This is a genomic window from Terribacillus sp. AE2B 122 (genome assembly GCF_902497585.1).
Taxonomy (GTDB): Bacteria; Bacillota; Bacilli; order Bacillales; family Amphibacillaceae; genus Terribacillus; species Terribacillus saccharophilus_A.
In genome coordinates this window covers 146,516-172,589 of the sequence record NZ_LR700942.1, presented here as the reverse complement: position 1 = coordinate 172,589, position 26,074 = coordinate 146,516, and the positions used below count along the sequence as shown (strand labels likewise).

Annotated in this window: 22 protein-coding genes and 2 tRNA genes; 1 reads left to right on the top strand and 23 read right to left on the bottom strand. The window is 40.1% G+C overall.

The features are described from left to right. Positions 1-68: 68 nt before the first annotated feature. The 17 genes from hsdR to AE2B122_RS00785 all read right to left on the bottom strand — a co-directional run bounded on the left by hsdR (position 69) and on the right by AE2B122_RS00785 (position 19,716). A complete protein-coding gene (hsdR, locus tag AE2B122_RS00865; RefSeq protein WP_175072845.1) occupies positions 69-3,272 on the bottom strand; it encodes a type I restriction-modification system endonuclease in 3,204 nt (1,067 codons plus the stop codon). 170 nt (positions 3,273-3,442) lie between these two features. Continuing rightward, positions 3,443-4,276, bottom strand: coding sequence for a nuclease-related domain-containing protein (locus AE2B122_RS00860; protein ID WP_254593387.1), 834 nt, complete (start codon positions 4,274-4,276; stop codon positions 3,443-3,445). A 151-nt stretch (positions 4,277-4,427) separates the two neighbouring features. Then, positions 4,428-4,868, bottom strand: coding sequence for a cell wall hydrolase (locus tag AE2B122_RS00855; RefSeq protein ID WP_095220290.1), 441 nt, complete (start codon positions 4,866-4,868; stop codon positions 4,428-4,430). A gap of 135 nt (positions 4,869-5,003) precedes the next feature. Continuing rightward, complete coding sequence (locus AE2B122_RS00850; protein ID WP_175072844.1) at positions 5,004-5,603, bottom strand: SGNH/GDSL hydrolase family protein; 600 nt, start codon at positions 5,601-5,603, stop codon at positions 5,004-5,006. 29 nt (positions 5,604-5,632) lie between these two features. Beyond that, complete coding sequence (locus tag AE2B122_RS00845) at positions 5,633-6,385, bottom strand: response regulator (RefSeq protein WP_175072843.1); 753 nt, start codon at positions 6,383-6,385, stop codon at positions 5,633-5,635. Continuing rightward, entirely contained in the window at positions 6,360-8,138 is a 1,779-nt protein-coding gene (locus AE2B122_RS00840) for a sensor histidine kinase (protein ID WP_175072842.1), read from the bottom strand. Before AE2B122_RS00840 ends, AE2B122_RS00845 begins: the two co-directional genes overlap by 26 nt. Positions 8,139-8,216: 78 nt before the next feature. After that, entirely contained in the window at positions 8,217-9,047 is an 831-nt protein-coding gene (locus AE2B122_RS00835) for an amidohydrolase (protein ID WP_175072841.1), read from the bottom strand. Positions 9,048-9,131: 84 nt separating this feature from the next. Further along, the gene (fabG, locus tag AE2B122_RS00830; RefSeq protein WP_175072840.1) at positions 9,132-9,911 is read right to left on the bottom strand and encodes a 3-oxoacyl-ACP reductase FabG; all 780 of its coding nucleotides are present in this window, start codon (positions 9,909-9,911) and stop codon (positions 9,132-9,134) included. Between the two features lie 24 nt (positions 9,912-9,935). Beyond that, a complete protein-coding gene (locus AE2B122_RS00825; RefSeq protein WP_175072839.1) occupies positions 9,936-11,216 on the bottom strand; it encodes a Gfo/Idh/MocA family protein in 1,281 nt (426 codons plus the stop codon). 25 nt (positions 11,217-11,241) lie between these two features. After that, positions 11,242-11,880: a YesL family protein gene (locus AE2B122_RS00820; protein ID WP_175072838.1), complete on the bottom strand. Its 639-nt coding sequence runs from the start codon at positions 11,878-11,880 to the stop codon at positions 11,242-11,244. Positions 11,881-11,895: 15 nt separating this feature from the next. Continuing rightward, entirely contained in the window at positions 11,896-12,735 is an 840-nt protein-coding gene (locus AE2B122_RS00815) for a carbohydrate ABC transporter permease (protein WP_095220281.1), read from the bottom strand. Position 12,736: 1 nt separating this feature from the next. Then, complete coding sequence (locus tag AE2B122_RS00810) at positions 12,737-13,630, bottom strand: carbohydrate ABC transporter permease (protein WP_175072837.1); 894 nt, start codon at positions 13,628-13,630, stop codon at positions 12,737-12,739. Between the two features lie 75 nt (positions 13,631-13,705). Next, on the bottom strand, positions 13,706-14,983 hold the full coding sequence (locus AE2B122_RS00805; RefSeq protein WP_175072836.1) for an ABC transporter substrate-binding protein: 1,278 nt from the start codon (positions 14,981-14,983) through the stop codon (positions 13,706-13,708). 246 nt (positions 14,984-15,229) lie between these two features. Then, positions 15,230-16,438, bottom strand: coding sequence for an MFS transporter (locus AE2B122_RS00800; RefSeq protein ID WP_175072835.1), 1,209 nt, complete (start codon positions 16,436-16,438; stop codon positions 15,230-15,232). A gap of 272 nt (positions 16,439-16,710) precedes the next feature. Continuing rightward, positions 16,711-17,607 carry a quinate/shikimate dehydrogenase gene (locus AE2B122_RS00795; protein WP_095272509.1) on the bottom strand — a complete coding sequence of 299 codons (897 nt, stop codon included), beginning with the start codon at positions 17,605-17,607 and terminating at the stop codon, positions 16,711-16,713. A 98-nt stretch (positions 17,608-17,705) separates the two neighbouring features. Beyond that, the gene (aroD, locus tag AE2B122_RS00790; RefSeq protein ID WP_175072834.1) at positions 17,706-18,458 is read right to left on the bottom strand and encodes a type I 3-dehydroquinate dehydratase; all 753 of its coding nucleotides are present in this window, start codon (positions 18,456-18,458) and stop codon (positions 17,706-17,708) included. A gap of 64 nt (positions 18,459-18,522) precedes the next feature. Continuing rightward, positions 18,523-19,716, bottom strand: a complete 1,194-nt coding sequence (locus AE2B122_RS00785; RefSeq protein ID WP_175072833.1) for an MFS transporter — start codon at positions 19,714-19,716, stop codon at positions 18,523-18,525. A 1,250-nt stretch (positions 19,717-20,966) separates the two neighbouring features. Between AE2B122_RS00785 and AE2B122_RS00780 the strand changes: the two genes are divergently transcribed. Next, on the top strand, positions 20,967-21,980 hold the full coding sequence (locus tag AE2B122_RS00780) for a LacI family DNA-binding transcriptional regulator (RefSeq protein ID WP_095220274.1): 1,014 nt from the start codon (positions 20,967-20,969) through the stop codon (positions 21,978-21,980). Positions 21,981-22,384: 404 nt separating this feature from the next. Here the strand turns inward: AE2B122_RS00780 and AE2B122_RS00775 are convergent. The 6 genes from AE2B122_RS00775 to AE2B122_RS00750 form a co-directional block, all read right to left on the bottom strand. Beyond that, positions 22,385-22,458: transfer RNA gene (locus tag AE2B122_RS00775), tRNA-Arg, on the bottom strand. A gap of 1 nt (position 22,459) precedes the next feature. After that, positions 22,460-22,533 (bottom strand) — tRNA-Gly (locus AE2B122_RS00770). A gap of 122 nt (positions 22,534-22,655) precedes the next feature. Continuing rightward, a complete protein-coding gene (locus tag AE2B122_RS00765; protein WP_095220273.1) occupies positions 22,656-23,210 on the bottom strand; it encodes a DUF420 domain-containing protein in 555 nt (184 codons plus the stop codon). A gap of 88 nt (positions 23,211-23,298) precedes the next feature. Continuing rightward, positions 23,299-23,811 carry a metallophosphoesterase family protein gene (locus AE2B122_RS00760; protein WP_175072832.1) on the bottom strand — a complete coding sequence of 171 codons (513 nt, stop codon included), beginning with the start codon at positions 23,809-23,811 and terminating at the stop codon, positions 23,299-23,301. A 9-nt stretch (positions 23,812-23,820) separates the two neighbouring features. Next, positions 23,821-24,420, bottom strand: a complete 600-nt coding sequence (locus AE2B122_RS00755; protein WP_175072831.1) for an XTP/dITP diphosphatase — start codon at positions 24,418-24,420, stop codon at positions 23,821-23,823. Positions 24,421-24,866: 446 nt separating this feature from the next. Then, positions 24,867-26,003: a GerMN domain-containing protein gene (locus AE2B122_RS00750; protein ID WP_175072830.1), complete on the bottom strand. Its 1,137-nt coding sequence runs from the start codon at positions 26,001-26,003 to the stop codon at positions 24,867-24,869. Between the last annotated feature and the right edge of the window lie 71 nt (positions 26,004-26,074).

The following is a 26,074-nucleotide window of genomic DNA, read 5'->3' as shown; positions in this document are numbered from 1 at the left end:
TATTCCTCCAAAACAGTTATCGTTCTAGTATAAACGAAGAAAAAGCCCCTATAAAGAGACCAAATTCTTCAACTGATGTATAAGTTGTCATTAATCACATGTACCACTGCATCAATTTGTTCGCCAAATTCTTTCTTCAATCGATTATAGCCACCTGAAGAATTGAACGGATCTTCTGAAAATGCGGCTTCTGGTGTTGGTGCTAGTACAGGGAATTGAAGTAATTGCTTCTCAATCCGATCAAGCCATTTCTTTTGTCTTGGGGTCCAGTCTTCCATGCTATACACTTTTTGCATCGCATTTTTAATCCGTACTTCTTGGTCGACTAGGGCTTCTCCCAAAGCAGCTTGACGGATAAAGCTAATAATGTCAGCGGCAATCTCTTCGTTTTTCGTTTGCTTCCATGCTGTTTGCAGGTGCGATTGCCGGAACCCTTTTGTCTCTAGGATTGTACTAAGCTCGCGAAGATCCTGTCTTGTGAGATCCCGTGGCCGTGTACAAACAAGTTGCAAAGCAGGGATAGTATTGATATTCTCTCGGATAAACTGAACAAATCCATCCAAATAATCCTCCGGCCGAGCATTGCCTTCTCCATAACCGCGGGTCACATTGGTGACCGTATCCTCTGTCATGGAAATATACCGTTTTTCACCGGTTGTGTGATATTGTTCGACGTATTCAAAAAGGATATTATGAGTTTTGGCTTGATCTGACGTGTATTGATGTACTTCTTGTACCCAATCGTCTAGTGGCTTTCCATTTGACAATTCTTCAAACTTCTGCCTACCTTCTTCATCTAGCTTCATTTTTCTTCGCTGCAGCTTGGCTACCAATTGTTCCCGGAAGAAATGCTCTTCTTCTTCTGACTGCGCCTGTACAAGGGAATGATATAGATCTCCTATTGTTTCATGCTGTTGTTTTACGACTGGTTTCATTTCTGTATAGCTTTGCAGCTTTTCATAAATACCTACAGCATCAAAGATATTGAAATGTGTCTTGCCAATTTCAGTACAAAGACGAGTCGCCCTGCCAAGCATTTGATCATACAGAATACGCGACTGTACTCTTCTTAAGAACACCAGATTAGTGATTGCAGGAACATCAATACCTGTTGTAAGTAAATCTACTGTTACGACGATACTTGGAGTACGTTCGTTTTTAAATCGCTTGATTGCTTCCAGCGGCTTGTAGATGTAACCTGTTATCTTCATAATATATCCATCTTCTACTTCATCGCCGCGTTCCTTAAACGCCTGTTTTAATAACCTAACGATAAGATCTGCATGCTGATCAGTCGCTGCGAAGATCAGCGTCTTTTCTTTACTTTCTGGATCGATATAATTAACCAGCTTGTCCAATATTGCTTTATTAAACGGTTCTGTTATAACACGCTTATTAAACTGTTCTACATCAAAATGGACGGTGTCTTCCATTTTTTCCAGGATTACTTCTTCTTCGTCTTCATTATACACAGACACTTCTTCATCTTTTTCAAACGTAATACCAGCTTTCGATAATTCTGTTTCAAACAGATACGGCGGCTCGTGGTCGACGAGATACCCTTCTAATACTGCCTCGCTATAGGAGTACTTATATATTGGCATTCCGAAAATAGATGTAGTATGAAGAGCGGGTGTAGCAGTTAAGCCAAGACATGCTGCATCAAAGTAATCAATCACGCGGCGGTACTGGCTGATATAATCGTCTTGATCTTTGAACTTTAGTTCATCTTCAGACATTTCCCGATCACTTGTATAGCCGCGGTGGGCTTCGTCCACAATGATGAAATCATATTGACCAACACTCGGCATTTCTTCTGCATCTTTGTAGAACAGGCGTCTAACCATCCCCTGGACAGTGGCAATTTGAACCTTTGTCGCTACTTCAGGTGTCATATCTTCTAATGATTTCACGTCGTATATGTCAGAGAATGATAATCCCTCAATCTTTGTATCCTTCAGTGCATCTTCCGTTTGTTTTCCAAGTGAATTTCGATCGACAAGGAAAAGAATTCGTCGGCATTTTTTCGTCTTAATCAGCCGATACATCAATGCGATAGCCGTTCTAGTCTTACCAGTTCCAGTAGCCATGGCTACTAACATTCTTCGCTGATTTTCCATAAGACCTTTTTCTACACTGCGTACAGCTTTCTGCTGATATGGACGCAGCCCGAATTTGGAGATATCTTCTGCTTCAAGTTCTTCATCGGCTTGGTTATCATTTTGATCAAGCAGCATTTGAAGATCTTCTGGAGAATGCCAGCCCTCAAGTGGACGCGCATACTCGTTCGGTTTACGAGCATCCCAGAACCAAATTCCCGACTCATCTTGCAATTGCTGCAAATACTTTCTCCCATTGGTCGCGTACAAGAAGGGAACTTTGTATTCTTTCTCAGGTTGGATGATTATTTCATCAGCAACTTGCACTATATTTTTGGCGTACACTTTTGTTTGACTTTCTAACACGCTGGATATAGCTTTATGCTTTGCTTTCGCTTCTATTACGCCTACCATTTTAAGTCCGATAAACAAGGCATAATCGACGCGACCACCGGCAACTTTCCATTCCGCAATTGCTTTATTTTTGTTTTTCTCTGGCATCGTACCATGCTTATAATAGTTCAATTTTTCCGTATCAGCTTCCCAGCCAACATGACGCAGCTTCTCATCGATTATAACCCTTGTTTCTGCTTCAGAAAGGGAGTGGTTACGAAGGAACTGTCTGGAACGCTTCTTCCGTTGGTTTCGTAAGTCGCTGGCAACTTCACTTGACTGGAGAATCTTATTTAGTTCTTCCTGGACTAATTTATCTAACAGTTCATCGGTTACTTCGTTTGTGTTTTCGGCATTAGGCATTTGCTGTTGCGGTTCCTGATACTCAGGTGCCACGAAGCCCCAATCACCATACACTTCCATAAACCATGTTGCTAGTCTGAAAGATAGCTTTAATAACACATTACTTTCTTCCGTATCCTGATATCCCGCTTCATGCACAGCCTTATTCCCTTTACGGCGGATCATATCAAACATGTCATACAGCTCAGATTCTAAGACGCCTTCTCTTCGAAGTAACTGCAGCCTATCAATCTGATTTGTTTTAAATGGTTCCTGTATATTTTCAGAAGCCACTACTAATTTTGCTAGCGTTTCTGCAAAAAGACGAAGCTTCATTACCGTCGTATGAGGATCACGATACACATTAAATTCCGCAGAAGCACCTAAGTCAGCTAAAACTTCCCACTTCTCTTTTAAGAAAGAAAAATTACTCTGCATATTATCACCAGTTTCCCGTTTTATGTATGTGAATATTGTACTATAAAAATCTAATAAATTGGTATAATTATGTTAGTTTCGATATAAAAAGCCCTTTCAGGAATTATCCGAAAAGGGTTTGAGAACAACAATTTAGTTTAGAATAAAATTCATTCCATGTTTCTTTTTACTTATTCTCTTTGATGCACAAAACAATAAACCTTCCCGCTAAATCGATTATGATTGGCCTTGCAGTAGGCCTCTACCTTCTTAGATACTGCGACATTGCAAGTGAAACATTTGGCCTCGGTTTCAGACTGTACGGTAGCTTCCTTATTATGTTTCCGTTTTAAAGAGTCAATATGTTCTGCCCTTATCTTTGGATCTGTAATGTTAATTTCACTTATTTTACGATGCATACGTAAAATATCTTCATCAGAGAATATAGGGGATTTGTCCTGAACTCTTAACACATTCATCTTTCTGCTTATGTACTCCGATAATTCCGTATCATAAACAATGAGATCATTCGATTGAATTTTTCTCAATTCTTCATTCACCTTAAACGTACATCTTCTTGTGAACGAGACAATGGAAACGAAATTCGATTCGTCCACTTCTAACAGAATTGATTTTAATGCTTTAATATGTCCAAAATTTTGATGAAAAGGATTCATCATCGGAAACTTTCCATTCACACTCCATTTATCTCTATTTCGCTCACCATAAATTGTACCTGCGTAATTCTTTGTTTCAACTACGAATATGGCCCGAGATGTTAAAATGAGGTGATCAATTTGAGAAAATCCTGATTTAGCTCGAGGATTAGGAAGTAAAATATCACTTAGATACCTGCTATCCTTAGGTAATTGATCAAGCTGGATGTTGATTTTGTACTCCCCAAGTTCTCCAATTCTTGTCGAAGTTATCATAGGTTTCTTTGCTTTTGGTTCAGTTTTAGACTTTTCCGGTTTTACATTTGGTTTCTGCGATTTAGCTCTTTTACCAAACAACTTCTGCAGCAAAATTTATTCAGCCTCTTTTCAGTCCACGAATTATATACCTAATAGGATAATCTTACCACAAACTATTGTATTACTATGATAGTGAATTAGATAAACAAAATAAAAACAGGGAAACACCTTATAAAAGGCGCTTCCCTGTTTCATTTTCATCTCATCCCATATAAACACTATCACACGTTCCAGCTTGCGGCTCGTAAAAGCAATGATCTTTAAACTGACCTGCAAACGGCTGGCCATACCACGTCGGAGGGCATGGTGCATACGGATTAAAATACCAAAGTGCATACGAAGAAGGTTGTTGTCTCCAAGACTTCAAATTCCTTTCTGCCAATCTTCTTTCCTGTTCACGTGCTCTCTGATAAAAAACATTTCCTTTTTGAACAGCTTCAAATGAATAATTCCCACCCTGGATCTGGAAGATGACGTCATTAATTGATCTTACATCTGCAAAATCTAAACAGTCGGCTACAGCTCGATTCACAATGACATTCCCCACAAACAGCATCCCTAGCTGCCCTTCCCCTTCGGCTTCTGCTCGCATCATCCTTGCCATCAAGTCAATGTCTGAACTATTGTATTGTACTCTTGCCATGTTATCACCCCACATACAGCGTATGAAAATAGCCCGCTTTCATGTCATTGTATTAGTGGAAGACTTGGTCATATGTGTAAAATACATCTATTTATCTGCTTGCTCACAATATTTCTTGCTATCGGAAAGATTAAATCACTTACGTTCTGCCGTAAAATATGCTTCCAGCCACGTATCAGCCATCAGTTTATTACCGGCATCGGTCATATGAACACCGTCTGTTGTCAAATCCTTTTTCTTTGTTTGCAAGAAGACTGTATGTGTCGGGACGAGAGTCGCATCATACTTTGCGGCCAACTCCCTGACAATGTCTACATACGGAACTAACATTTGATTTCCCTTTGAATCATTATTTTCCTCAATAATAGTCGGCTCCATAAGGAAAATATCCGCACCCGTGTGTTTTGTTTCAGCCAGGAGCTTATCTAAGACTTCTCTGAATTCATCCGGATACACCTGTTCTATTTGAGGCTGATCGAGCTGCCTCCAAACATCGTTGATTCCAATTGAAATAGATACTAAGTCAGGCTTTAATGAGAGCACATCTTGTTCCCATCTAGCAGCTAGATCGGTGATACGGTTGCCTCCCACTCCCTTGTTGAGGATTTCTGCATCTTTTTTCTGCGCTAACTCCTCCTGAATCATTTTTACATATCCAACGCCTATGTCTTGAGGATCTTCAAATCTTCCGCATTCGGTGATGCTGTCTCCGATAAAAATCCATTTTTGAACCATATAAATACCTCCTTAAAATACCAGCCTGTTCACCTGTTTTTTATCCAATCAGTGGGGCTGCATCCTTTACTTTTCTTAAAGATTTGACTGAAGTATTGCGGGTTATTTCCATACCCTAATTGCTCTGCTAGTTCAAAAACCTTAATATCCCTCTGCTTCGCCATGATTTCTACTGCTTTATCAATCTTGCATCTCAATACATAAGCAGAGAATTTCTCTCCTACTTCTTTCTTGAATAACTTCCCTAAGTAATCAGTGTTCATATATAAGACTTCATTAGCTATCCATTGCAATGACAAATCCGGATTCTCGATATTCTCTTTTATACTATCTATTATCTTGTTAACGACTGCGGAGTAATTTGTGGATGTTTCCTTGTGGATGCCTATACTTTTCTCTTTATTCTCTTCCGCCAGTTCTTGGACGACTTCCTCTAAAGCTTCATGAATATCTTCTTCACTCGAAGGTTTTAGCAAATAATGCTTCACTCCAAACCGCATCGCTTTTTGAGCATATTCAAATTCGTTATATCCAGAAAGAAGTATCCATCTGATCAGAGGAGAGACTTTTCTTCCTTGTTCAATCAATCCCATCCCATCCAGACCTGGCATGGTGATGTCGGTAATCACGATATCTGGATTATGTTCTTTAATAAAGTCCAAAGCCTCCAGCCCATTTTTGGCGATACCATGTAAAACAGTTCCCTGCTGCTCCCATTCTACAATAGAAGATATTCCTTCCAGAAGCATCGGCTCATCATCTACCAGCAGCACTTTGAACACTATCACTTCCTCCTTCATAAGGAATCTTCAGTATGATTTTCGTTCCCACGTCTGGTTCACTCATCACGTGAATTCCGTATGCCGGTCCGAACAAGATTCTTAACCGATTATCTATATTTCTGATGCCCAAGCCTGTACCTTTTGGACGATAATCTCCGCTCACTAGTTTATTAATAACCTCTTTTTCCATTCCTGGTCCGTCATCCGTTATGGAAATAAACGTATTTACTCCTTCTTGTACAGCTTCAATTCTTATCGTACATACACCGATAATTTCCTGCAGGCCGTATCTTATTGCATTTTCCACCAAAGGCTGAAGACTGAACTTAGGAACCTTACAAGAAAGAAGGTAATCAGGAATATCAGTATGAAAGCTTAATCGTTCTTGAAAACGATAAGATTGAATTGTGATATAGTGGTTCACAATCTCCAGTTCGTCAGCGAGCGGAATTAAGGCTTCTTTCGTTTCCAGCGACGACCGTAAAATAAAACCAAGTGACGTTGCCATACGTGACGTTTCCTGATGTTTACCAAGTCTTGCCGACCAATTTATTGATTCCAATGTGTTATATAGAAAATGAGGATTAATTTGTGCTTGGAGTGTTTTGAATTCAGCGTCTTTAATGACCAGCTGTTTCTTATAATTTTCTTCAATCAGTGAATGGATCTGATTCATCATTTTATTGAAGTTTTCATGCATTTGCCCTGCTTCATCCTTGGAGAACCTTACGTGACTCTCCACCTTAAAGTCCTCGACCTCCCCTTTTTGCACTCTTTTCATCTTCCTATTCAATGCCTCGATCGGATTTGTGATTCCTTTAATAAAACGAATGCCAAGAAACAGTAACATCACAAATAACAGAAGATAAATCGTCAATACGGTACTTTTCACTAAGTTAACTGCTTGGAATAATTGGCTGTAGGGAGAAGTTATCATATAAGTCCAGTTTGTATATGCAGCAGAAGAATAGGTCACGAAATATCTGTCAGCATCATAATTTACCAGCTGATATCCATCGTTTCCTTGCACACTGGCCATTAGGAAGGAGTCCTTCTTCGTCGTTTCCTGCGGGAAGATAATTTCCCCATTAGAATCTGAGATTAGCAGCTGCATCTCTCTTTCATCCAGGCTATTCTCAAAAGATGAGACAATATCCTGCATATCAAATCGCACAACGATCATACCCAATCTCTCGAAAGAAAGATCCGGATACGCATTTACTTCCCGAGCCACAACAAACGATCCATCCTGCTCATCAGGCGCAAACCATTCAGCTCCTCCATCTTTTTTATTTGTCCCTTGTTTATACTGAAGCAGTCGCTCGTTTGCGATTGAAATGACTCTATTTCCTGCACTATAGCCTCGATCTGTTGTATCATACAGCTGAATGGAATCTATCGAATCTTCGAAGGCACCTAAGTCCACAAGCCTCTTTTTAATAGTAACTCCAATTAGATATGCCTCGTAATCATCGTCCGTTTCTTTTAAATTGTATAGATAAGATTGAAGATAAGGATCAGTTGATAATCTATATGAAAACCCTTTCATTTTTTCGATCTCGTTTTCAATCAAAGCAGACGATACCTTCAATGACTGCGCGGACTGACGATGAATTTCATCATTGTACGCGACGAGGGCATATTGTAAGAGGACTAATCCACCTATACTAAAAGAAACTAAGATGAGGAAGAGTAAACAAAACAACTTATATTTCATCTTTAGATTAGAAAATAAGCTTTTGAGTTTTCTCATGCTGGCACTCCCTCTCTTGCTTTTAGCTTCCTCATCATTCTAGTTCTCTACAATCGAAATAATATCCTCTATATTTCTTCATAGCCTATCTTCTAATCGATAAAAACGCTTTGCGTTATTTTGATAAACATCTTCTCTCTCACTCTCAGACAAATGACTTGTCACTGTATCCTCAAACAGCTGGATGACATCTGCGTAAGAACTAGACTTTAAGCATACTGGCCAATCACTGCCGAACAAGATCCGTTTTGGACCAAAGGCATCTAAAACGAGTTCGACATAAGGAGTGATGCTCTTAGTTGTCCAGCTGGCACCGACTTTTTCAGGAACAAGACCAGAAACTTTACACATGATATTAGGGTATTCCGCAATTTTTCGCATATGACTGGCCCATGGTTCCATTTGTCCAGTGTCTATTGGCGGTTTCGCTATATGATCAATTACACAGTGAATATGAGGCATTTTTTCTAACAGCTCATGGATTACAGGTAAGTGTCTTGGGTTGGCCTGTAAATCAATCGGAAAACCCTCATCCGCTAATTTGTTCATATTATGAAGAACCGTACGCTTTAATAGCCACTCCGAAGGCAAATCTTGAATCATTGGCCGGATTCCCACAAAATGAGAATCTTCTTTATAAGCAGCCAACGTTTGTATAGCATGGGGATCGTCCAATTCAACCCAGCCTACAACTCCGATTACTTCTTTTCTCGTTTGAGCTATATGCAATAAAAACTCATTCTCTTCTAAGGTGGGTGAAGCTTGCACAGCGATTGTTTTGTTTATACTTCGTTCATGCAGGATAGGCTTTAAGTGATCAGGTAAATAAGAACGACTTCTGCTTCCAGGACCATGATCCACTTTTTCATGTTTTTTGCGCCAGAAATGCTGGTGAGCATCTATGATCATTCGACTATTCTCCTTTAATAATGACCTCTGAATACCAGACAAACACCATGACTGAGTTCATGGTGTTTGTTCATAAAAAAACTCTTATCCGATCAATAAGGATTCCGCTCCGTCTATAAATATTTCCGTACCCGTAATATGTCTGGACTCATCTGAAGCCAAAAATTTAACAAGATCCCCCACTTCTTCAGGCTTACCTGAGCGATTATCCAAAGGTTTGCTTCCTTCAGGAAATTCTACAGGTATTTTGATTTCGTCCAAATCAGGAGATCGTTTTATCGACTCTTTGAAATTTGTTTCTATTCCGCCAGGACAGATAACATTTACACGGATATGGTATTTTGCCAGCTCCAATGCGGCCATTTTGGCGAATGCTGCCTGTGCTGCCTTTGAACTGGAATATGCTGTGAAACCAGCTTGAGAAAAGACTCTGTTTCCGCTGATAGAACTGGTAATAATGATGCTTCCGCCTTGTCGTTTCAAATGGGGAATAGCTGCTTTCACGAGGAAGAATGTCCCGTTCAAATTGATGCTGAGAACTTGATTCCAATTGTCAACGCTCATCGACTCGATCGACGACACTTGGCCAACTATTCCGGCATTGGCGAATACCACATCGACCCCGCCCCACTGTTCCATCATTTTTTTTACGGACGTCTCAACTTGGTCGTATTGTGACATATCACAAGGGATGGTCATTACCTTGTAATTCTTTTCTTCCATCTCCTCTTTGACTTCTTTCAATTTCGTATCATTCACATCCAGCAGACAAACCCGGAATCCAGCATCTGCAAGCTTAAGGGCCGCAGCTTTTCCTATTCCAGATGCTCCGCCAGAAATGATGGCCGTTTTCTTCACCAACATATCCTCCATTCAAGCAAACGGTTTTTATAGATTTATTAAATCGTCTATGTTGACTGCATTTCCTGACTTCAAGGAGTGGTTACCTGCGATGCCAGTCATGATGGACATTGCTCCGTCTATGTGGGTAGCTGCACGGTTGAATGGGTCTGGCTTGGGATTACCGAATAAATCTTGCAGCAGCAGCGTATCGCCTCCGCCATGTCCTCCTATTCCATTTTCTACCTGTACCTCATAAGGTACGTCGAACATAGGACTTACCAGAATCGATAATTGTTCCAGCTGCCCTTCCTCAGCCTTACTACCTCCCGAATTCACATAAGACTTTTCTACAATGCGCGCATCGATTCTTCCTTTCGTTCCATTAAAGGAGACGATAAAACCTTCCCATGGCAAGTAGGTATTCAAGCTGTATGTCAGGATTGCTTTACTTTTATAGTTCACCAGCACCCCTAAAGTATCCTCAATACTTATTCCATCTCCAAAAACACTTTGATCCCTTTGATAGCCATCTTCTATCTCAGCATCTAAGTACATGCGTTTCAAGTGTTCATTGCTTTCCAAATCAAGGGAGAATGGATCACTTTTTGCCTGTTCGCTTTGATAAGCACGCTGATAGAACTTCGTTTCCCCTCTTTGTTCGGCATTTTCCCTCCCGTAGAAAAGCAGATTTCCTGTTGCATACACACGCTGTGGAGTCGTATCCAGCCAGAAGTTCACCAAATCAAAATGGTGTGTGGACTTATGAACTAGCAGGCCGCCGCTATTTCGTTTATCCCGATGCCATCGCCGGAAATAGTCAGCACCGTGCGTCGTATCAAGCGCCCATTCAAAATGTACCGAGTTTACTTTTCCGATGACACCCGAGCTTATCAATTCTTTGATCTTTGTATTATGCGGGGCGTATCGGTAGTTGAATGTCACACGAACTTCTCTTCCTGTCCGCTCAATAGCATCCAAGATTTCCTGACACCTGTTTTCATCCGTTGTCATTGGTTTCTCCGTGATCACATCACATCCAAGCTCCAAAGCCCTGATAATATACGTATGATGCGTTCGATCAATGGTAGTGACAATGACAATATCCGGCTTTTCTTGCTGAATCATCCTTTCAAAATCTGCTGCAGGATATGCTGGTATAGCAGGATGCTGATACCTTTCCTCAAGCAGCTGATTGGCATAAGCCATCCTTGTTTCGTTTATGTCACAAAAAGCGGCTAGGTTACATGTATCCTTAAAATCCTTCACCATTGCTCCGTAATAAAACTCTGCCCGGCCGCCTGTTCCCACAAGTACATACTTTTTCATAGCGCAACCTCCCATTAGTTTGATCTTAGTTCGCTGGGATCGATTTGATTTCCTTACCTAGGAGTTTTGAGGATTTCTTTTCTGTTCTTTCGAATGCTTTAGCAGCTGGCATCATAACGATCAATGCAACAATGCTGAAGCTGAAAAACAACGCCAACCCTTGAAAATACCATAAAATCGAACCTACTCCGATCGTTCCAACGAGCATAACAAAGGTTTGGCTCGGATTTAGCATCATAATAAAGAAAGAACGCTTTACGATTTGAAACGGCTTCATATCATAATGCACAAGCATCGGGAATGCATATAAACTTGCAGAAAAAGCAATAGATGTGACAATGAGGTACGGAATCGTGAAGTACAAAGCGGCGTTCGCAGCAGACGTTAGGAAGAGGAAGTCAAGATAAAGGATATATCCTAACAGCACGTAGATATATCCCAGCTTGTTACTGTTCACGAACTCCTTCTTATACGTTTGTAAAAAGGTCTGAAAAATAGGAATGTCTGTTTTTCCTTGCAGCCATTGGTGCATCACATGCAGCAGGGCAGTGGTAGCAGGGAAAACCCCGAATACCACCAGACCCGGCAGTAAGAAAACGAGCCAGAGAATATTTAAACATGCCATTCTCGTAATCCATTCCAGTCCTTTATTAATAGCAGCCATAAAAGCTCCCCCTCTCTATCCTTTTAGACCAGTCGTGCTGATACCTTCCACCACATAGCGCTGGAAGATGAAGAAGATAACGAACACTGGTACGAGTGTCACAATCGACATGGCGAACATCGCTCCCCAGTTTGAGACAGTTTCATTACTCAAGAACATGTTCAATGCCATCGAGACAGTATATTTCTCCGGACTGTTCAAATAGAGCACCGGTCCAAGCAAGTTATCCCACGTCCAATAGAAAGTGAAAATCGCTGTTGTTGCCAAAGCAGGAACAATAAGCGGCAGGATCACCTTGTAGAAGATTTGGAATGTATTTGCCCCATCAATTGTCGCTGCCTCATCCAGCTCCCTCGGGATGGTTCGGATGAATTGAACGAGCAAGAAGATGAAGAATGGGTGTCCAAAGAATGCCGGTACAACTAACGGTTTCAGGGAATTCAGCCAGCCAAGCTCAGAGAAGATGATGTACTGCGGAATCATGACGACTTCATAAGGCAGCATCAGTGTCACGAGCATGATCATGAACCAAAACCCTCGGCCAACGAACTTCAGTCTGGCAAAGCCAAATGCAATCAGCGAACACGAAATCAAGTGACCAAGCAGCATCCAGATAACAAAAACAAGCGTATTTTTAATGAACGTACCAAAACCGTATCCGCCAAACCCTTCCCACCCTTGCGCGTAATTCAGTAACGTAAAGGGATTTGGAATAAGCGATCCAGCGGTAATGAAAATATCGCCGCTCTCTTTGAAAGAGCTGACAAACAGCCATATTACCGGGTAAAGCAACAGGATGGCAAAGCCTCCGACTAGAATATGGTAGAGAAAATATCGAGGTCGTTTTTTAGTCATTCTACTTCCCCTCCGACTCATAATGCACCCAATACTTGGACGTCAAGAAGATGATTCCTGTCAAAACGGCTACAATAAGCAGCATGACCCAAGCCATAGCTGACGCGTAGCCCATATTGAAGTACTCAAACCCTTGCTTGAACAAGTACAGAGAATAAAGAAGTGTACCATCCAATGGACCACCAGTTCCTTTGGAAATGATGAAGGCAGGTACAAAGGTCATAAAAGCAGAAATTGTCTGCATGATGATGTTGAACAATAAAACCGGACTTAGCATAGGCAATGTGATGCGGAAGAATTTCTGGAAGAAGTTCGCTCCATCCACACTGGCTGCTTCATAAAAGCTTGACGGAATGGATTTTAAACCAGCCAGGAAGATCAGCATCGATGAACCAAACTGCCAGATGGAAAGGAAAATCAGCATCCATAGTGCCGCTGTTGGTTCACCAAACCAACGAACCGAATCAATCCCCATACTCTTAAGCGCTATATTCACGATTCCATCATCACCAAAGATATTCCGCCACATAATAGCAACGGCAACACTTCCGCCGATAAGGGAAGGCAAATAATAAAGCGTCCGGTACCAGCCGACAGCTCGTGATCCAACATTCAGCAGCATGGCCACCAGCAAGGCGAAAGCGAGCCGCAATGGGACGCCAGCGAATACGTAGATAATGGTAACTTTTAATGAATTAATATAGCGAGGGTCTTCTGTGAACATTTTTATATAGTTCTCAAAGCCGATCCATTTTGGGGCATCAAATAAACCGTACTCTGTAAATGAGAAATACAGGGAAGCTAGCATTGGTGTGATCGTAAAGGCTAAAAAGCCGATTATGAATGGTCCAATGAAAAGATATCCCCACAAATTGCTTCTAAGACGTGAGCTCAATGACGTTACTCCTCTCCTTTTGCAGATGTAATCAAAACGACAGCTGCTCAGCTGCCGTCTTGATCACCTTTTCTCCTATTGTCCAAGCATGCCTTCTGCTTGCGTTCTGAAACTTTCGGCAGCTTCTTCAGGAGCAAGCTGACCATAACTGATTTGTTCCGCTAATGTTTCTAATAATTCAATGACCTCTCCGGCACCAGCTGGATCTGGAGCTCCCATTGGAGAACTGTTTAATTCAGCCCATTCCACATATTCAAAGACTTGCTTCTGTGCTTCAGAAACTTCATCTTTCAATGCTTCTTTTACTTCAGAAGACCCTGGCACACCACGGTCGCCGAGAATCAATTTATTCGCTTCTACATCGTTCATAAAGAAATCCAAGAAGTCAGCAGCAGCTTCTTTTTGTTCGGAGTTTTGTGACACAGAGAAGAACATACCTGGCTTCAAATAAAGTCCATCAGACGTTCCAGGGCCCGGCATTGGCGCAATCTCAAGCGGCTTCTCAGCTACTTGCTTCAATCCTACGAACTGATTGGACCATTGAAAAATCCCTATTGCCTCTCCTTTTACAACCGGATCATCTTCAATCCCCGTTATTTGAGCAAGAGCATCTGGCGTTGGAGTTGCTCCTTTTTCCACTTGCTCTGCGATCATACTCCAGTAATCCACGAATAATTTATCATCATCATAACCCAAGCCACTGCCATCCTCCGCATAAAGACGAGAGCCTTGGCTGCGAAGGTAATAATCGAAAAATACATCAGGTCTTAGATGTGTATCGAAAAAAGCGCCTTGCGCAACAGTTTTATCAGACATGGTCTTATAATCGTCCCATGTCCAGTCTTCCGGAATTTCACTTCCAAGACCTAGTTCTTCCAATAACTCCGGATTGTAATGGAATCCAACCGCATTTACTCCCGTGTTCATTCCATAGATACCGTCATCTATTTTTCCGCCATTTACGTAATCTTCTGTCATATTGCTCGTGTCGATTTGTTCCCCTAAAAATGGAGTCAAATCAGCTAATTTATTTCCTTGCGCATATTGAGCCAGATAGGAAACGTCCATTTGTACGATATCCGGCAATTCATTTGCTGCCGCTTGAGGAGAAAGCTTCTGCCAATAATCATCCCAGCTCGCATACTCTGCATCTATCTGTACATTAGGATTTTGTTCCTCATACATCTCAATAACTTTCGTCGTATAATCATTTCGCGGCTGATCGCCCCACCAAGCAATTCGCAGCTTCACCTTACCATCATCTGAACCAGAACTGCTTCCCTCACTGCTACAAGCAGCAAGCAATAAAACCAGAATCATTCCAAAAACTAACAGAAGCGATTTTCTTTTCATGTTCAATCCCCCCAGCTCTAATGTAAGCGATTACATTTATCATTTTACCAAAAGGATGGGAATTAGGGATATATAGAAAACAGGGGTAAATGTTTAAAAAAACGTGTAAAACAGTCTCTATTTTTCAGTAATCTTCTTCGGTATGTAGTAGAGACTTCTTTTGCAATCTTGACATTGCCATTTATCATTACAATTATTTAAATCAAAAAAACTTCGAGCTAATTCAAAGCCTCGAAGCATTTTTACTTATCTAACATGTTGGTTTCTCAGCTGCGGTTTAGTCAGCTTTTGATAACGATAGTATAGAAAAGCTGCAGAGACAATTCCAATGGTTGCCACTACACTATCAAAAATAAATATATGTTCCATATCACCTTTTTTAGCTATTAGTCCAGTTGCTATAGGTAAAACAACACTTGCTATACTAGAGGCAGTGGAAACAAACCCTGTAACAGCTCCCTTCTTCTTCCAGAAAAGCTGCGTCATCATTGAAATAGCCAGCTGTAAGATTCCTGCTGTCGAAAATCCCAGGAAAAAGCACGTTATACTTAAAACAAGCGGGGTATGGAAGCAAAGAATAACAGTGACAGCGATCAAAGTAATGATTGGATAAAGTAAAATCACCGTTACAGGCTTAAGAATCTTTTTCAACAGAATAGATAATAAGAGAACGGAAATAAGCGAGCCGATACTATAATAGCTCAGCAACTCAACCGAATTCGATGCAGACATCCCAGCAACTTCTTGTCCATAGCTTGGTAACCAAATTTGTGAAACCGTTAATAATGCGGTTGATGTAAAACCTATAATAATAAGAGCAATCCCTTCTTTCCAAAATTCGGGTTCAGTTAAGAATTGGCTTACTTGAGAATTGTCTTCCAGCCCTGGTTGTCCAGCTTGAGTCTTAGGAATAGCAAAAAATAAAAAAATCATATTTACAATGTAAATAGCTGCTGGTACAAAAAAGGAAAATCCATAAAATAAATTATTTTCGGATAGAAATAAGATGATAAATGGCAGAATTGTAGCACCTAGCGATACAAACCCTTTTATCATGACACTTGCTGAGCTAGCAGATTTCGGAAACATCTCAGTGAGAGCTGGATATGTACCAGCATCCATAGCTGAATTTGAAATACCCGCAAATATCGCTAACACAATTGCTATCTCATAACTAGGTGAAAAGGGGATTCCTATCAAAAAGACGACCATCGCAATTGCGGAAACAATAATTAAAGGTTTCCTGCCGAACTTATCTGACAATGCCCCTGCTATGCTGTAGCTTATCAATCTTCCTATACCTATTGCTGCAATCAAATAACTGACACCTGTAGCATCCGTATCCAATTGATTTGTTAATGAAGACATATTTGAAGCCAGGATAATATTTACCATACCTAATAGAAAGTAATTAATATACATCCCAAATGCCGATATAAAGTATTGATATTTCATTAGTTTCCCCCCGCAATGTAAAACATCCTGCTACTGCTATTGTTCTCCCCATAGAAAAATACAGTAAAAAAAAGGTATCCAATATCATCAAGATAAGAATCCTCAAAAAAAACTAAGAAAAACATGGAGTGATCTCCTGTTTTTCTTAGCCCGATCCTTCATTCATTACTTAGATGTGAACTATACAATTCACATTATAAAACGAAAAAGCAATCTTATTTAATGGTATTATCTCCACTATAATTTTATTTACTAGTACTTAATAGTAACATTTATTCAAACATAATTTTTTTAATTTCTTCTTTTGGCATTTCTTCTCCAGTAAATAGCTTAAATCCTAATGCACCTTGTCCTAACATCATACCCAAACCATTGATGATTGTTGCACCAGCTTCTTCTGCCTGGGTTAACAACTTAGATTTTGCTGGATTATAAACAACGTCTGTTACAACTAAACCTTTACGCAAAACATCTAATTTATCATCCAGTATACTTAAATGATCTAAAGGTTTCATCCCTAGACTTGTCCCATTTGCTAGTATTGCACTTTCTGCTACTTCACGACTAAATGCCTCTTTATCCTCTAATGGAAAAATGTTTGCTTTTACATCATAATCCTTCATGTCATTGTTGATTTTCTCAACATTCAATTCAGCTTGGTGGAAATATTGGTCATTGCGAGCAAAAATACTAATTTCAGAAATTCCAGCAAGAGCCAATTCGATTGCGATTGGTGTTGCTGCTCCACCTGATCCTACAAGGGTTACCTTTTTCCCTTGTAAATCAATTCCATGTTCTTTAAGGTTGTTAACATAGCCTTTTCCATCCGTGTTATAACCAATTAATTTGCCATCTCTATTGACGACTGTATTGACAGCTCCAATATATTTAGCACTCTCATCTAATTCATCTAAATATTGAATGACTTCCATTTTATTTGGCATCGATACGTTAAAACCTGCCACATCGAGAGCTTTCATTCCTTCTACAGCTTTTTCCAGTGTTTCATTGCCCACTTCAAATGCTAGGTATGCGTAATTTAAACCCTTTAATGTATATCCTAAATTATGCATTCTTGGTGACAAACTGTGTCCGATTGGTGTAGCAAGTAATCCAACTAATTTTGTTTTTCCATCAATTTTCTCTAAGTTATTTTCAAAGTTTTCCATGTTAAAATCTCCCTTATTGAATTTTCTATATAAATATCATTCTAATAAATAACCTTACTTCGCATTAAAATGAGTAAGAATAGCCATACCAACTGACATTAACTAATTACTTCTAATACATTTCTTAATTGGTCAACAGGAATTTGACCTGGTGCAGATGCTTCTATGCCGGCACCAAATGTACAAGCTGAACCAAATACTGAACCTGCTAAGCGGCTAACTAGGCCTGTACCAGACATAGACATGGTAATAAACGGTCGATCCGCATAGATTGTTTTCATTGTATTTGTAGCCTCTAATAATACTAGAACATCCTCTGCACTTTGGGGCATAACAGCAATTTTCGGTATGTCAGCACCAAACTCTTGCATTTTGCGAAGACGATAAATTATTTCTTCTTTAGGTGGAGTCTTATGGAAATCATGATTACACATGATGACATAAACACCATTTTCCTTCGCTAGCTTTACTGTTGCTTTGACTTCGGATTCTGCAAAAAACAATTCAACATCAACAAGATCTATCTGCTTCGTTTGAATAGCTGTATGCAGCAATTCAAAATAATAACGATCTGAAATTTCTTTATTACCACCTTCTTTAAAACTTCTAAAAGTGAAAAGAAGAAGTGTATCTGGCAAAACGTTTCTAAGTTTTGTAATCATATTTGAAACAGCTTCTAAGCTTTCGACATGCTCATAGCAATCTACTCGCCATTCAACAATATCCGGCTTCGAGAATTTTACCGTTTCAACTTCTTTAAGTATTTGTTCCTCTTTAGTCGCTACTAATGGAACAATAATTTTTGGAGTACCTTCTCCAATTGTGGTGTTTTTAATTGTAACTGTATTCACTTTGTGATCCTCCTACTAAAATCTTTCAATCATATTAAATTAAAAACTTTTGCTTTTTAATGACTCAACCTTTTCTTGTCAAAAGATTAAATCGATACATCACTACCAATGCCGCCAAAATTTCTACCACAGCAATGGCCACTTCAAGCCAGATAATTGCAGTAATGCTAGTCGTATCAGCCATCACACCGGTTAAAGCCGGTAAAGAAATAACTGCTATACTGCCCGATGTTGAAATAATCCCCGTCATCGTGCCCTTTTTCTGCCAGAATAATTGCGTGATTACCGTAATGGCTAACTGCAGTACTCCAGAAATAGATAAACCGACAAAGAAAGCACTGATGATTGCTACACTTAATGAGTTTACTGATAAAAGAACAATCAAAGAAATAACTGTAATAATCGGGTATACAATCATAATTGTCACAGGGCGAACCTTTTTCAGTGCAACAGCTAGCAAAATAACAGAAACAAAAGCTCCTGTACTATAATAGCTAAGCATTGTTACGGATTCCGTATCAGTCATACCTAATACTTCTTGACCTAAAGTAGGCAGCCACAATGGCGCGATCATGATTAATCCTAAAGAGGTAAAGCCAATAACGATAAGGGCAAGTCCTTCCACCCAAAATTTCGGCTGAGATAAAAATACGTTTTCCTCAGATTGTTTCGTACTTCCGTTATCAGATTCTGCATTTTTATGGTTCGGAAATCGTGCAATAAGGATCAAGACCAACGCAATAACTGTTACGATTGCTGGAATATAAAATGAAAATTTATAGCTCATATTATTAGTAGCTAAAAAAGTAATAAGTATTGGAAGCAGGATTGCCCCAACAGAATTAGATGCTTTTGCTAGAACATTGGCTGTTCCTGCAGACTTTGGAAAAGACTCAGTAAGGGCTGGATATGTCCCTGAATCCATCGCTGAGTTTGCAATTCCCATCAACACGGCCAAAACAAAGGCTATTTGATAATTAGGCGCCATAGGAAATCCGATTAAGAATATGGCCATTAAAATACTTGAAAAAGCAACTAATGGTTTTCTACCTAATTTGTCTGATAGATATCCATCTAAAGCATAAGTAAGAAGCTTCCCAATTCCGAAAGCAGATAAAAGAAGACTGATTCCTGAAGTAGTGGTATTCAATTGTTCTGTTAAACTGCTCATATTTGATGCAAATATTATATTAACCATTCCTAATATGAAAAAGTTAAGATACATTCCACCTGCTGCAGTTATATATGGACTTTTCATAAAAAAATTCTCCATTCCCTCTATAAAAGTATTAAACATTAAATTAGTACAAGTGTTTGTCCTTCAATCCTGTTCATCAACCGCCACCTCTCAATAAGCACTGATTACTCATTTCCTTGGTTATGTTCCATCAGTAACCACTTCTTATATTTAATATGGCTTTAACCTTGAGTTATTAATTTAATCAGTTCTCCGTACACTCATGCAGTTACATGTATTAAATTAGTATATCGTTCTACTAATAGTGTAAGATAACCCACATTTGATTTTCCCAATATATTCGGAGCATAGTGACAACTTTTGCTGTATCTATAACACATCTTTTATTTTGGTATATCGTTCTACTAATAGTTCAAGGTACCTCACACATTTGGTCTTCTCAATGTATTCGGAGCATAGTGACAACTACTACTGTATCTACAACACATCTTTTATTTGGTATATCGTTCTACTAATAGTGCAGAGTACCTCACACATCTAGCCTTCGCATTATATTGGAGTTTCAGTGACGACTACAGCTGTATCTATAACACATCTTTTATTTGGTATATCGTTCTACTAATAGTTCAAGGTGTCTCACACATCTAGCCTTCGCATTATATTGTAGTTTTAGTGACGACTACAGCTTGATCTACCACATCTTTTATTTGGTATATCGTTCTACTAATGGTGCAGAGTACCTCACGCACTGGGCCTTCGCATTATATTGGAGCAAAGTGACAACTCTTACTGTCACAGTAACATATAAAAAAATCTTCAATGTTGGAATATGGTGCAATTAATTCTTTTCTTTTATAACACTTTTAAAAGTCGTTACTTGGAAAAGATGCATATAGGCATTGAAATTAAAATATGCAGTAATTACGTATACCTCATCATATTGAGAAGTATATTAAAACATTTTTCTACTCCATCTATTCCACTTATTTTTTTATTAATCTGCGCAGTAAATAAACTAAAATAAGTGTGCCTCAGCTATTATACTGCTACACTAAAATTGTGTCAAACACATGAATTCACTTTATAACACATGTGATTTTATTCACAATTCACTTGACAGATATCAAATGTATGATGCAATGGAATGACCTGTTATTGTAGGTTATATAAAAAAAAGGTACTATAAAGAGAGAAACAATATTGGAGAAATCCTGCGTCTTATCAAAAGAAAAGTAATATGAAATGCATGATTTGCGATAATTAGTTTTCTTTTAAGAAATTAAAATTCTATTCAAGATGGTGATTCAACAATGAAACATCCTAAAAAAAAGCGAGTCACATTACAAGAGGTCGCAAAGCATGCTGGAGTATCGACCGCCACCGCTTCCCTTGTCGTTCGTAACAATCCTAGAATATCTGATAAAACGCGGAAAACAGTGATGAATTCAATGAAAGAATTAGGGTATGTATACGACAGAGTTGCTGCAAATCTCAGGTCACAAAGTTCTAATACAGTGGGCGTGATTATCACCGATATTTCTAATAAATTCATTTCTGAATTTTTGGTAGGTGTACACGAAACACTAGAAGAGGTCGGATATACGGTGTTGTTAGGAACGTCTTTTGATTCTCTTGCCAAGCAAGACCATCTCCTTTCTACCATGTTGGAACATAGAGTCGGTGGTTTGATTCTCGACCCGGTCTCTGGGAGTAATGCAGAAACAGTTAATCGATTAAACCAGATGAACACACCAATGGTTCTTGCTGTCAGAGAATTACCGGAAGTGAAAAGTGACTATGTTGGCATAAATTATAGGAAAGGGTCCCTGATGGCTACTAAGCACTTAATAGATAAGGGACATAAAAGGATCGCGTTCTTAGGAGGCGTTCGAACATCCTCGACATGGATTGAACGTATGGACGGATATCAGTATGCCCATGATAACGCGGGATTGATCATCGACAATAACTTAGTAGTAGACAGTCCTCCTACCCGAGAAGGTGGGTTAGAGGCAGTATTACAAGTCCTTCGTAATCCTGATCCTCCAACGGCTATTTTTTGTTTTAATGACTTAGTTGCCTTCGGAGTGATGCAAGGGTTAAGAATGGAAGGTTTTAATCCCGGTCAGGACATAGATATTGTAGGATTTGATAATATTCCTGAATCAGATGTCTATCACCCACCCTTAACAACTGTCTCATCATTTCCTCGACAAACAGGGGTAGAAGCCGCAAAGCTTTTACTCCAGCAATTGTCCGATGATAGCCATGAGCAGCAGCGACTAATTCTAGAGCCAGAGTTGATTGTTCGAGAATCTGCGTAAAGGGTTTAATTGCAAGATGACTGGCTGTATGTTTAGGACATATCTTCCCCCTGCACCTTTATTATTTTTGGGTAATGACAGATTCCAGTTAGAACTACAATTTTCATTTAAGCCATAAAGTAATGTTAATAAAAGTACTAGCTTCAAAACAATGAAAAAAATACTGGTAACACTAATACGTAAATAAAGCGCTGGAATCCTTTAATATTAGGAATTCTAGCGCTTTTATATTCTGTTACCTGTACTAAAAACAGAAAATCATCACTTTATTAAGGATACACGTAGGAAACGAATAAGTTTTGTATACTCACGATTGTTTAACTAATCTGCCCCAAGGATCTCTCAACAACAGAAAAAGCGCTAAAAACCTTTGTCTTCCAGGTTTTTAGCGCTTTTCTCATTAGCGTCCCAAGAGGGATTCGAACCCCCGACCCACAGCTTAGAAGGCTGTTGCTCTATCCAGCTGAGCTATTGGGACATGGAGCGGGTGAAGGGAATCGAACCCTCGACATCAGCTTGGAAGGCTGAGGTTTTACCACTAAACTACACCCGCGTGTTTCTTTTATGTATGCTGTCCTCTCTTAAGGACAAGATTTATTCTACATGATATATAACATATAGTCAACAGTTTTTTTGAAATTAAGTAATTGCTCCGGTTACCCGGAGCAATACTCCTTAATAATACGGACGGATCATCAAGTAAACGATGACGCCTGTAAGGCTGACATAAAGCCATAATGGCATTGTCCAGCGGGCGATCTTTCGGTGTCTTGGCACGTCCATATTCCAAGCACGTGTTATCGATGCAAGAGCTAGCGGTACGATGACTGCTGCCAGCACGATGTGCGTGATAAGGATAAAGAAATAGATCGGACGGATGATGCCTTCGCCTCCGAATGATGAATCTCCTGCCAAATAGTGATAAGCTACATAAGAAATCAAGAACAATGTAGTTGTGACAAAAGCAGAATAGATGAAGCGCTTATGCCAGATGATATTCTTCTTCATGATGAAGATCAATGCCAACAGCAGGAAGACGAACGTAAAGCTGTTAAAGATAGCGTTCAGCATTGGCAGGATGTGTACGTCGAATAAATCGAAGCCTTCGACTGGCGGTAAGCCGCTCAATACGACAACTAATCCATCAATGATGATGGTCAGCCAAATAACAAGCGGACGATAATTGCGTTTTTTATGATTTGGTTTGTAACCGAAATCGGCTTCATTCATACAAAATCACCTCAATTCATTCAAACACTAGTATAACGTATGTGTGAGGTAATTCGGCAATAGAAACGTTACAATTTTTTGTCCGAGCTTACTTGAATGTGACGGATTTCTCCAGTTCCGGTACTTCTTCGCCACCCAACGTATAGTAACGAACCGTTGCAATTTTATCTTCGTAGGACAGAATGCAATAGGTCGGATATGGCGACTGTTTTGGCAATCGGATACTGCCTGGGTTGATATACAGCCTGCCGTCGATTACGTCCGCTCTCGCTACATGGGAATGACCGTAGCAAACAATCTTCGCATCTTTTTCCGCTGCCAGCTTTTCCAAAGGACGGAGACTCGATTTCACTCCATATAGATGACCATGTGTGATAAGGATCGGCAGTTCAGATGCTGTCAGCTCCTCCACTTCTGGATATGCTCCGTCATAATCACAGTTTCCAGCGACCCGATAATAGCCTTCCATCTCTGGTGCATCAAAAGTCAGCTCCGAATCACCACAGTGAATATATGCCGCAACTTCGTCTTCATGTCGCTGCTTCAGCATGTTTACTTCAGTTGTCAAACCGTGACTGTCACTCGTTATCAGTATCTTCATCCTCTAACCTCACTTCGCTTGGTCATTCAACCATTTTTCCAAATGTACCATCGCTTGTTTCCGGTGGCTGATTTGATTTTTCTCTTCAGGTTTGAGCTCCGCCATCGTTTTATCATAGCCTTCTGGCTGAAAGACAGGATCGTAGCCAAATCCATGTTCACCGCTTGGCACATCTGTGATTTTCCCTTCCACATGGCCTCTCGCATAGAACGTTTCTTTGCCAGGCTGCGAAACGGCTAATACACATACGAATCGAGCAGTACGCTCCTCTTTTGGTACAGCTTTCAGTTCTTCCAGCACTTTATCCATATTTGCTTGATCACTTTTTTCTTCTCCAGCATAACGAGCCGAATAAACGCCTGGGCGGCCTTCAAGTGCATCAATCTCTAATCCTGAATCATCTGCCAGCACAGGGACTTGCAGGTGACCTGCCATTGTTTCTGCCTTCAGTGCTGCGTTTTCCTCGAATGTTGTACCTGTTTCCTCAATATCATCGAATTGCTGTGATAATTCATCGAGTCCGTAAGCTGTAATATCGTATTCTTCGAAAAAGGCTTTAAATTCCTTCAGTTTTCCGGCATTTTTTGTTGCGATAATGATTTTATCCATGTTTAACCCTCCAATGAACGTTTCTGCATATCTGTACCCTTTTTGAAACCAAATTAAAAATTATGTAAGAAGAAAAGCTACTTTCCAGTATAGCGCTCTGCAATTACTCTTTGCAAAAATTCAGTGATTAAAAAGTTGAACTGAATGTCATTTCTTGTCTCTATCAATCAGCCTAAACAAAACGACACAGATAAATATAAGCGTGATAAAAGTTCCAGTCGTGTCAGGTGGTTCTGAGAAGAGCCACCTATTTATAGGATAATTGATAATCAATATTACAATTGCAAGTGTTACTAAAATACGATCAAGGCTTTTCATTTTTCACACCCGCTCTTTAATACTCAATTTTCAATCTTCTTATACAAGATTAAATATAACACTTTTTTGGTAAACGATTAGACCTTATAAAAACTAAAAGCCCGGTCAAATGACCGGGCTTTCTGCTTTTACAACTTTTCAGCTGGAACGTACTGTTCTCTTGAGACAGGCTCAGCGTATGCTTCGCCGTGCTCATTGAACACTTCTTCCACGCCTTCTACTTTAACGGATACAGCTTCGACTTCTTCAAGCTCTGTCAAGCTCATAACAAGTGTTTCCATAAGCTGATCTGTGATTGCGGCTTCATCCACGTTGCTCAATACCTCCGTGTTGAATTCCAAGTTGAGCACGCCCTCTTTCAATGTTGGCTCAGAAGCGAGTGCCGAGCCTGTATTGAAGACATTGGACAAATTGCTGTCCATAGCTGGTCCGTCAATCAGTGCATTAACGATCTCTTCGTAGTCGTTTTCTGCATTGCTGTTCATACGCTCTGTTACTGGCACTTCATAAGGTGTGCCGTCTACTGCTTCTGCTGGGAAGTATAGCGTGACAGACTGACTGTTCACAGTAGTGATGCCATTATCCATCAAGTTGATACCGTCAGCACGGGAGTAGCTTTTCCCGATAGGCGTGCCATCAACCGGCATTTTCGCCAATTCTTGTCCTTCTACGCGGATGGCCACATTTTTCACATTCTCAAACTGTGTCAATGTGTACGTAATGGATTCAAGAATCTTCTTCTCACTGGCTGCTTCGTATTCATTGAATTCCTTCGAGAAATCAACAATCAAAGTGCCATCTTCCTGCGCATCAATACCATTGATCGTTGTTCCTGCCGGCAATACTGCTTGGAAGCCGTTAGGAAGCATGTCCGTTACTGGACCGTCCTTTACGAGGTATTCCAATGTTTCTTTTGCTACTTCATTCGTCTGCGGCAGTTCAAATGTCATCGGTACGACCATTCCATTGGCATCCATCAGGAACAACTGACGTTTTGCGGTAGCGGATTCGCCTTCTTTAGCACCCTCTTCAGGCTGTTCTTCCTCACCCTCTGCCGGAGCGTCTCCTTCAGCCGGTGTTTCTCCTTCTGCTGGTGCTTCTGCTGCGCCAGGATCAAGCGCGTTTTTCTCCAGCTCGTCCACATAAGTTGTATCCTGCGGCACGTCCACTTCGTCGACAGCCTGTTCTCCTTTTAAGGAGCATCCGGCCAATAAAATGGAAAGGCCTATTACACTAGTGAAAAGACCTGCAATCTTTTTATTCATACGCACTTCTTCCCCCTTGATGGTTTGTACTATCATGTATACGAGCCATCAAAGGTTTTAGACCATCTTTA

Bases quoted from the DNA above. Each gene is read 5' to 3' on its own strand.
- AE2B122_RS00825 (WP_175072839.1), bottom strand. From the start codon at position 11,216: ATGAAAAAGTATGTACTTGTGGGAACAGGCGGCCGGGCAGAGTTTTAT.
- AE2B122_RS00760 (WP_175072832.1), bottom strand. From the start codon at position 23,811: ATGAAGATACTGATAACGAGTGACAGTCACGGTTTGACAACTGAAGTA.
- AE2B122_RS00835 (WP_175072841.1), bottom strand. From the start codon at position 9,047: ATGATCATAGATGCTCACCAGCATTTCTGGCGCAAAAAACATGAAAAA.
- AE2B122_RS00850 (WP_175072844.1), bottom strand. From the start codon at position 5,603: ATGGTTCAAAAATGGATTTTTATCGGAGACAGCATCACCGAATGCGGA.
- AE2B122_RS00780 (WP_095220274.1), top strand. From the start codon at position 20,967: ATGAAACATCCTAAAAAAAAGCGAGTCACATTACAAGAGGTCGCAAAG.
- AE2B122_RS00805 (WP_175072836.1), bottom strand. From the start codon at position 14,983: ATGAAAAGAAAATCGCTTCTGTTAGTTTTTGGAATGATTCTGGTTTTA.
- hsdR (WP_175072845.1), bottom strand. From the start codon at position 3,272: ATGCAGAGTAATTTTTCTTTCTTAAAAGAGAAGTGGGAAGTTTTAGCT.
- AE2B122_RS00785 (WP_175072833.1), bottom strand. From the start codon at position 19,716: ATGAAAAGTCCATATATAACTGCAGCAGGTGGAATGTATCTTAACTTT.
- AE2B122_RS00750 (WP_175072830.1), bottom strand. From the start codon at position 26,003: ATGAATAAAAAGATTGCAGGTCTTTTCACTAGTGTAATAGGCCTTTCC.
- AE2B122_RS00755 (WP_175072831.1), bottom strand. From the start codon at position 24,420: ATGGATAAAATCATTATCGCAACAAAAAATGCCGGAAAACTGAAGGAA.
- AE2B122_RS00855 (WP_095220290.1), bottom strand. From the start codon at position 4,868: ATGGCAAGAGTACAATACAATAGTTCAGACATTGACTTGATGGCAAGG.
- AE2B122_RS00820 (WP_175072838.1), bottom strand. From the start codon at position 11,880: ATGGCTGCTATTAATAAAGGACTGGAATGGATTACGAGAATGGCATGT.
- AE2B122_RS00765 (WP_095220273.1), bottom strand. From the start codon at position 23,210: ATGAATGAAGCCGATTTCGGTTACAAACCAAATCATAAAAAACGCAAT.
- AE2B122_RS00800 (WP_175072835.1), bottom strand. From the start codon at position 16,438: ATGAAATATCAATACTTTATATCGGCATTTGGGATGTATATTAATTAC.
- fabG (WP_175072840.1), bottom strand. From the start codon at position 9,911: ATGTTGGTGAAGAAAACGGCCATCATTTCTGGCGGAGCATCTGGAATA.
- AE2B122_RS00795 (WP_095272509.1), bottom strand. From the start codon at position 17,607: ATGGAAAACTTTGAAAATAACTTAGAGAAAATTGATGGAAAAACAAAA.
- AE2B122_RS00840 (WP_175072842.1), bottom strand. From the start codon at position 8,138: ATGAGAAAACTCAAAAGCTTATTTTCTAATCTAAAGATGAAATATAAG.
- AE2B122_RS00815 (WP_095220281.1), bottom strand. From the start codon at position 12,735: ATGACTAAAAAACGACCTCGATATTTTCTCTACCATATTCTAGTCGGA.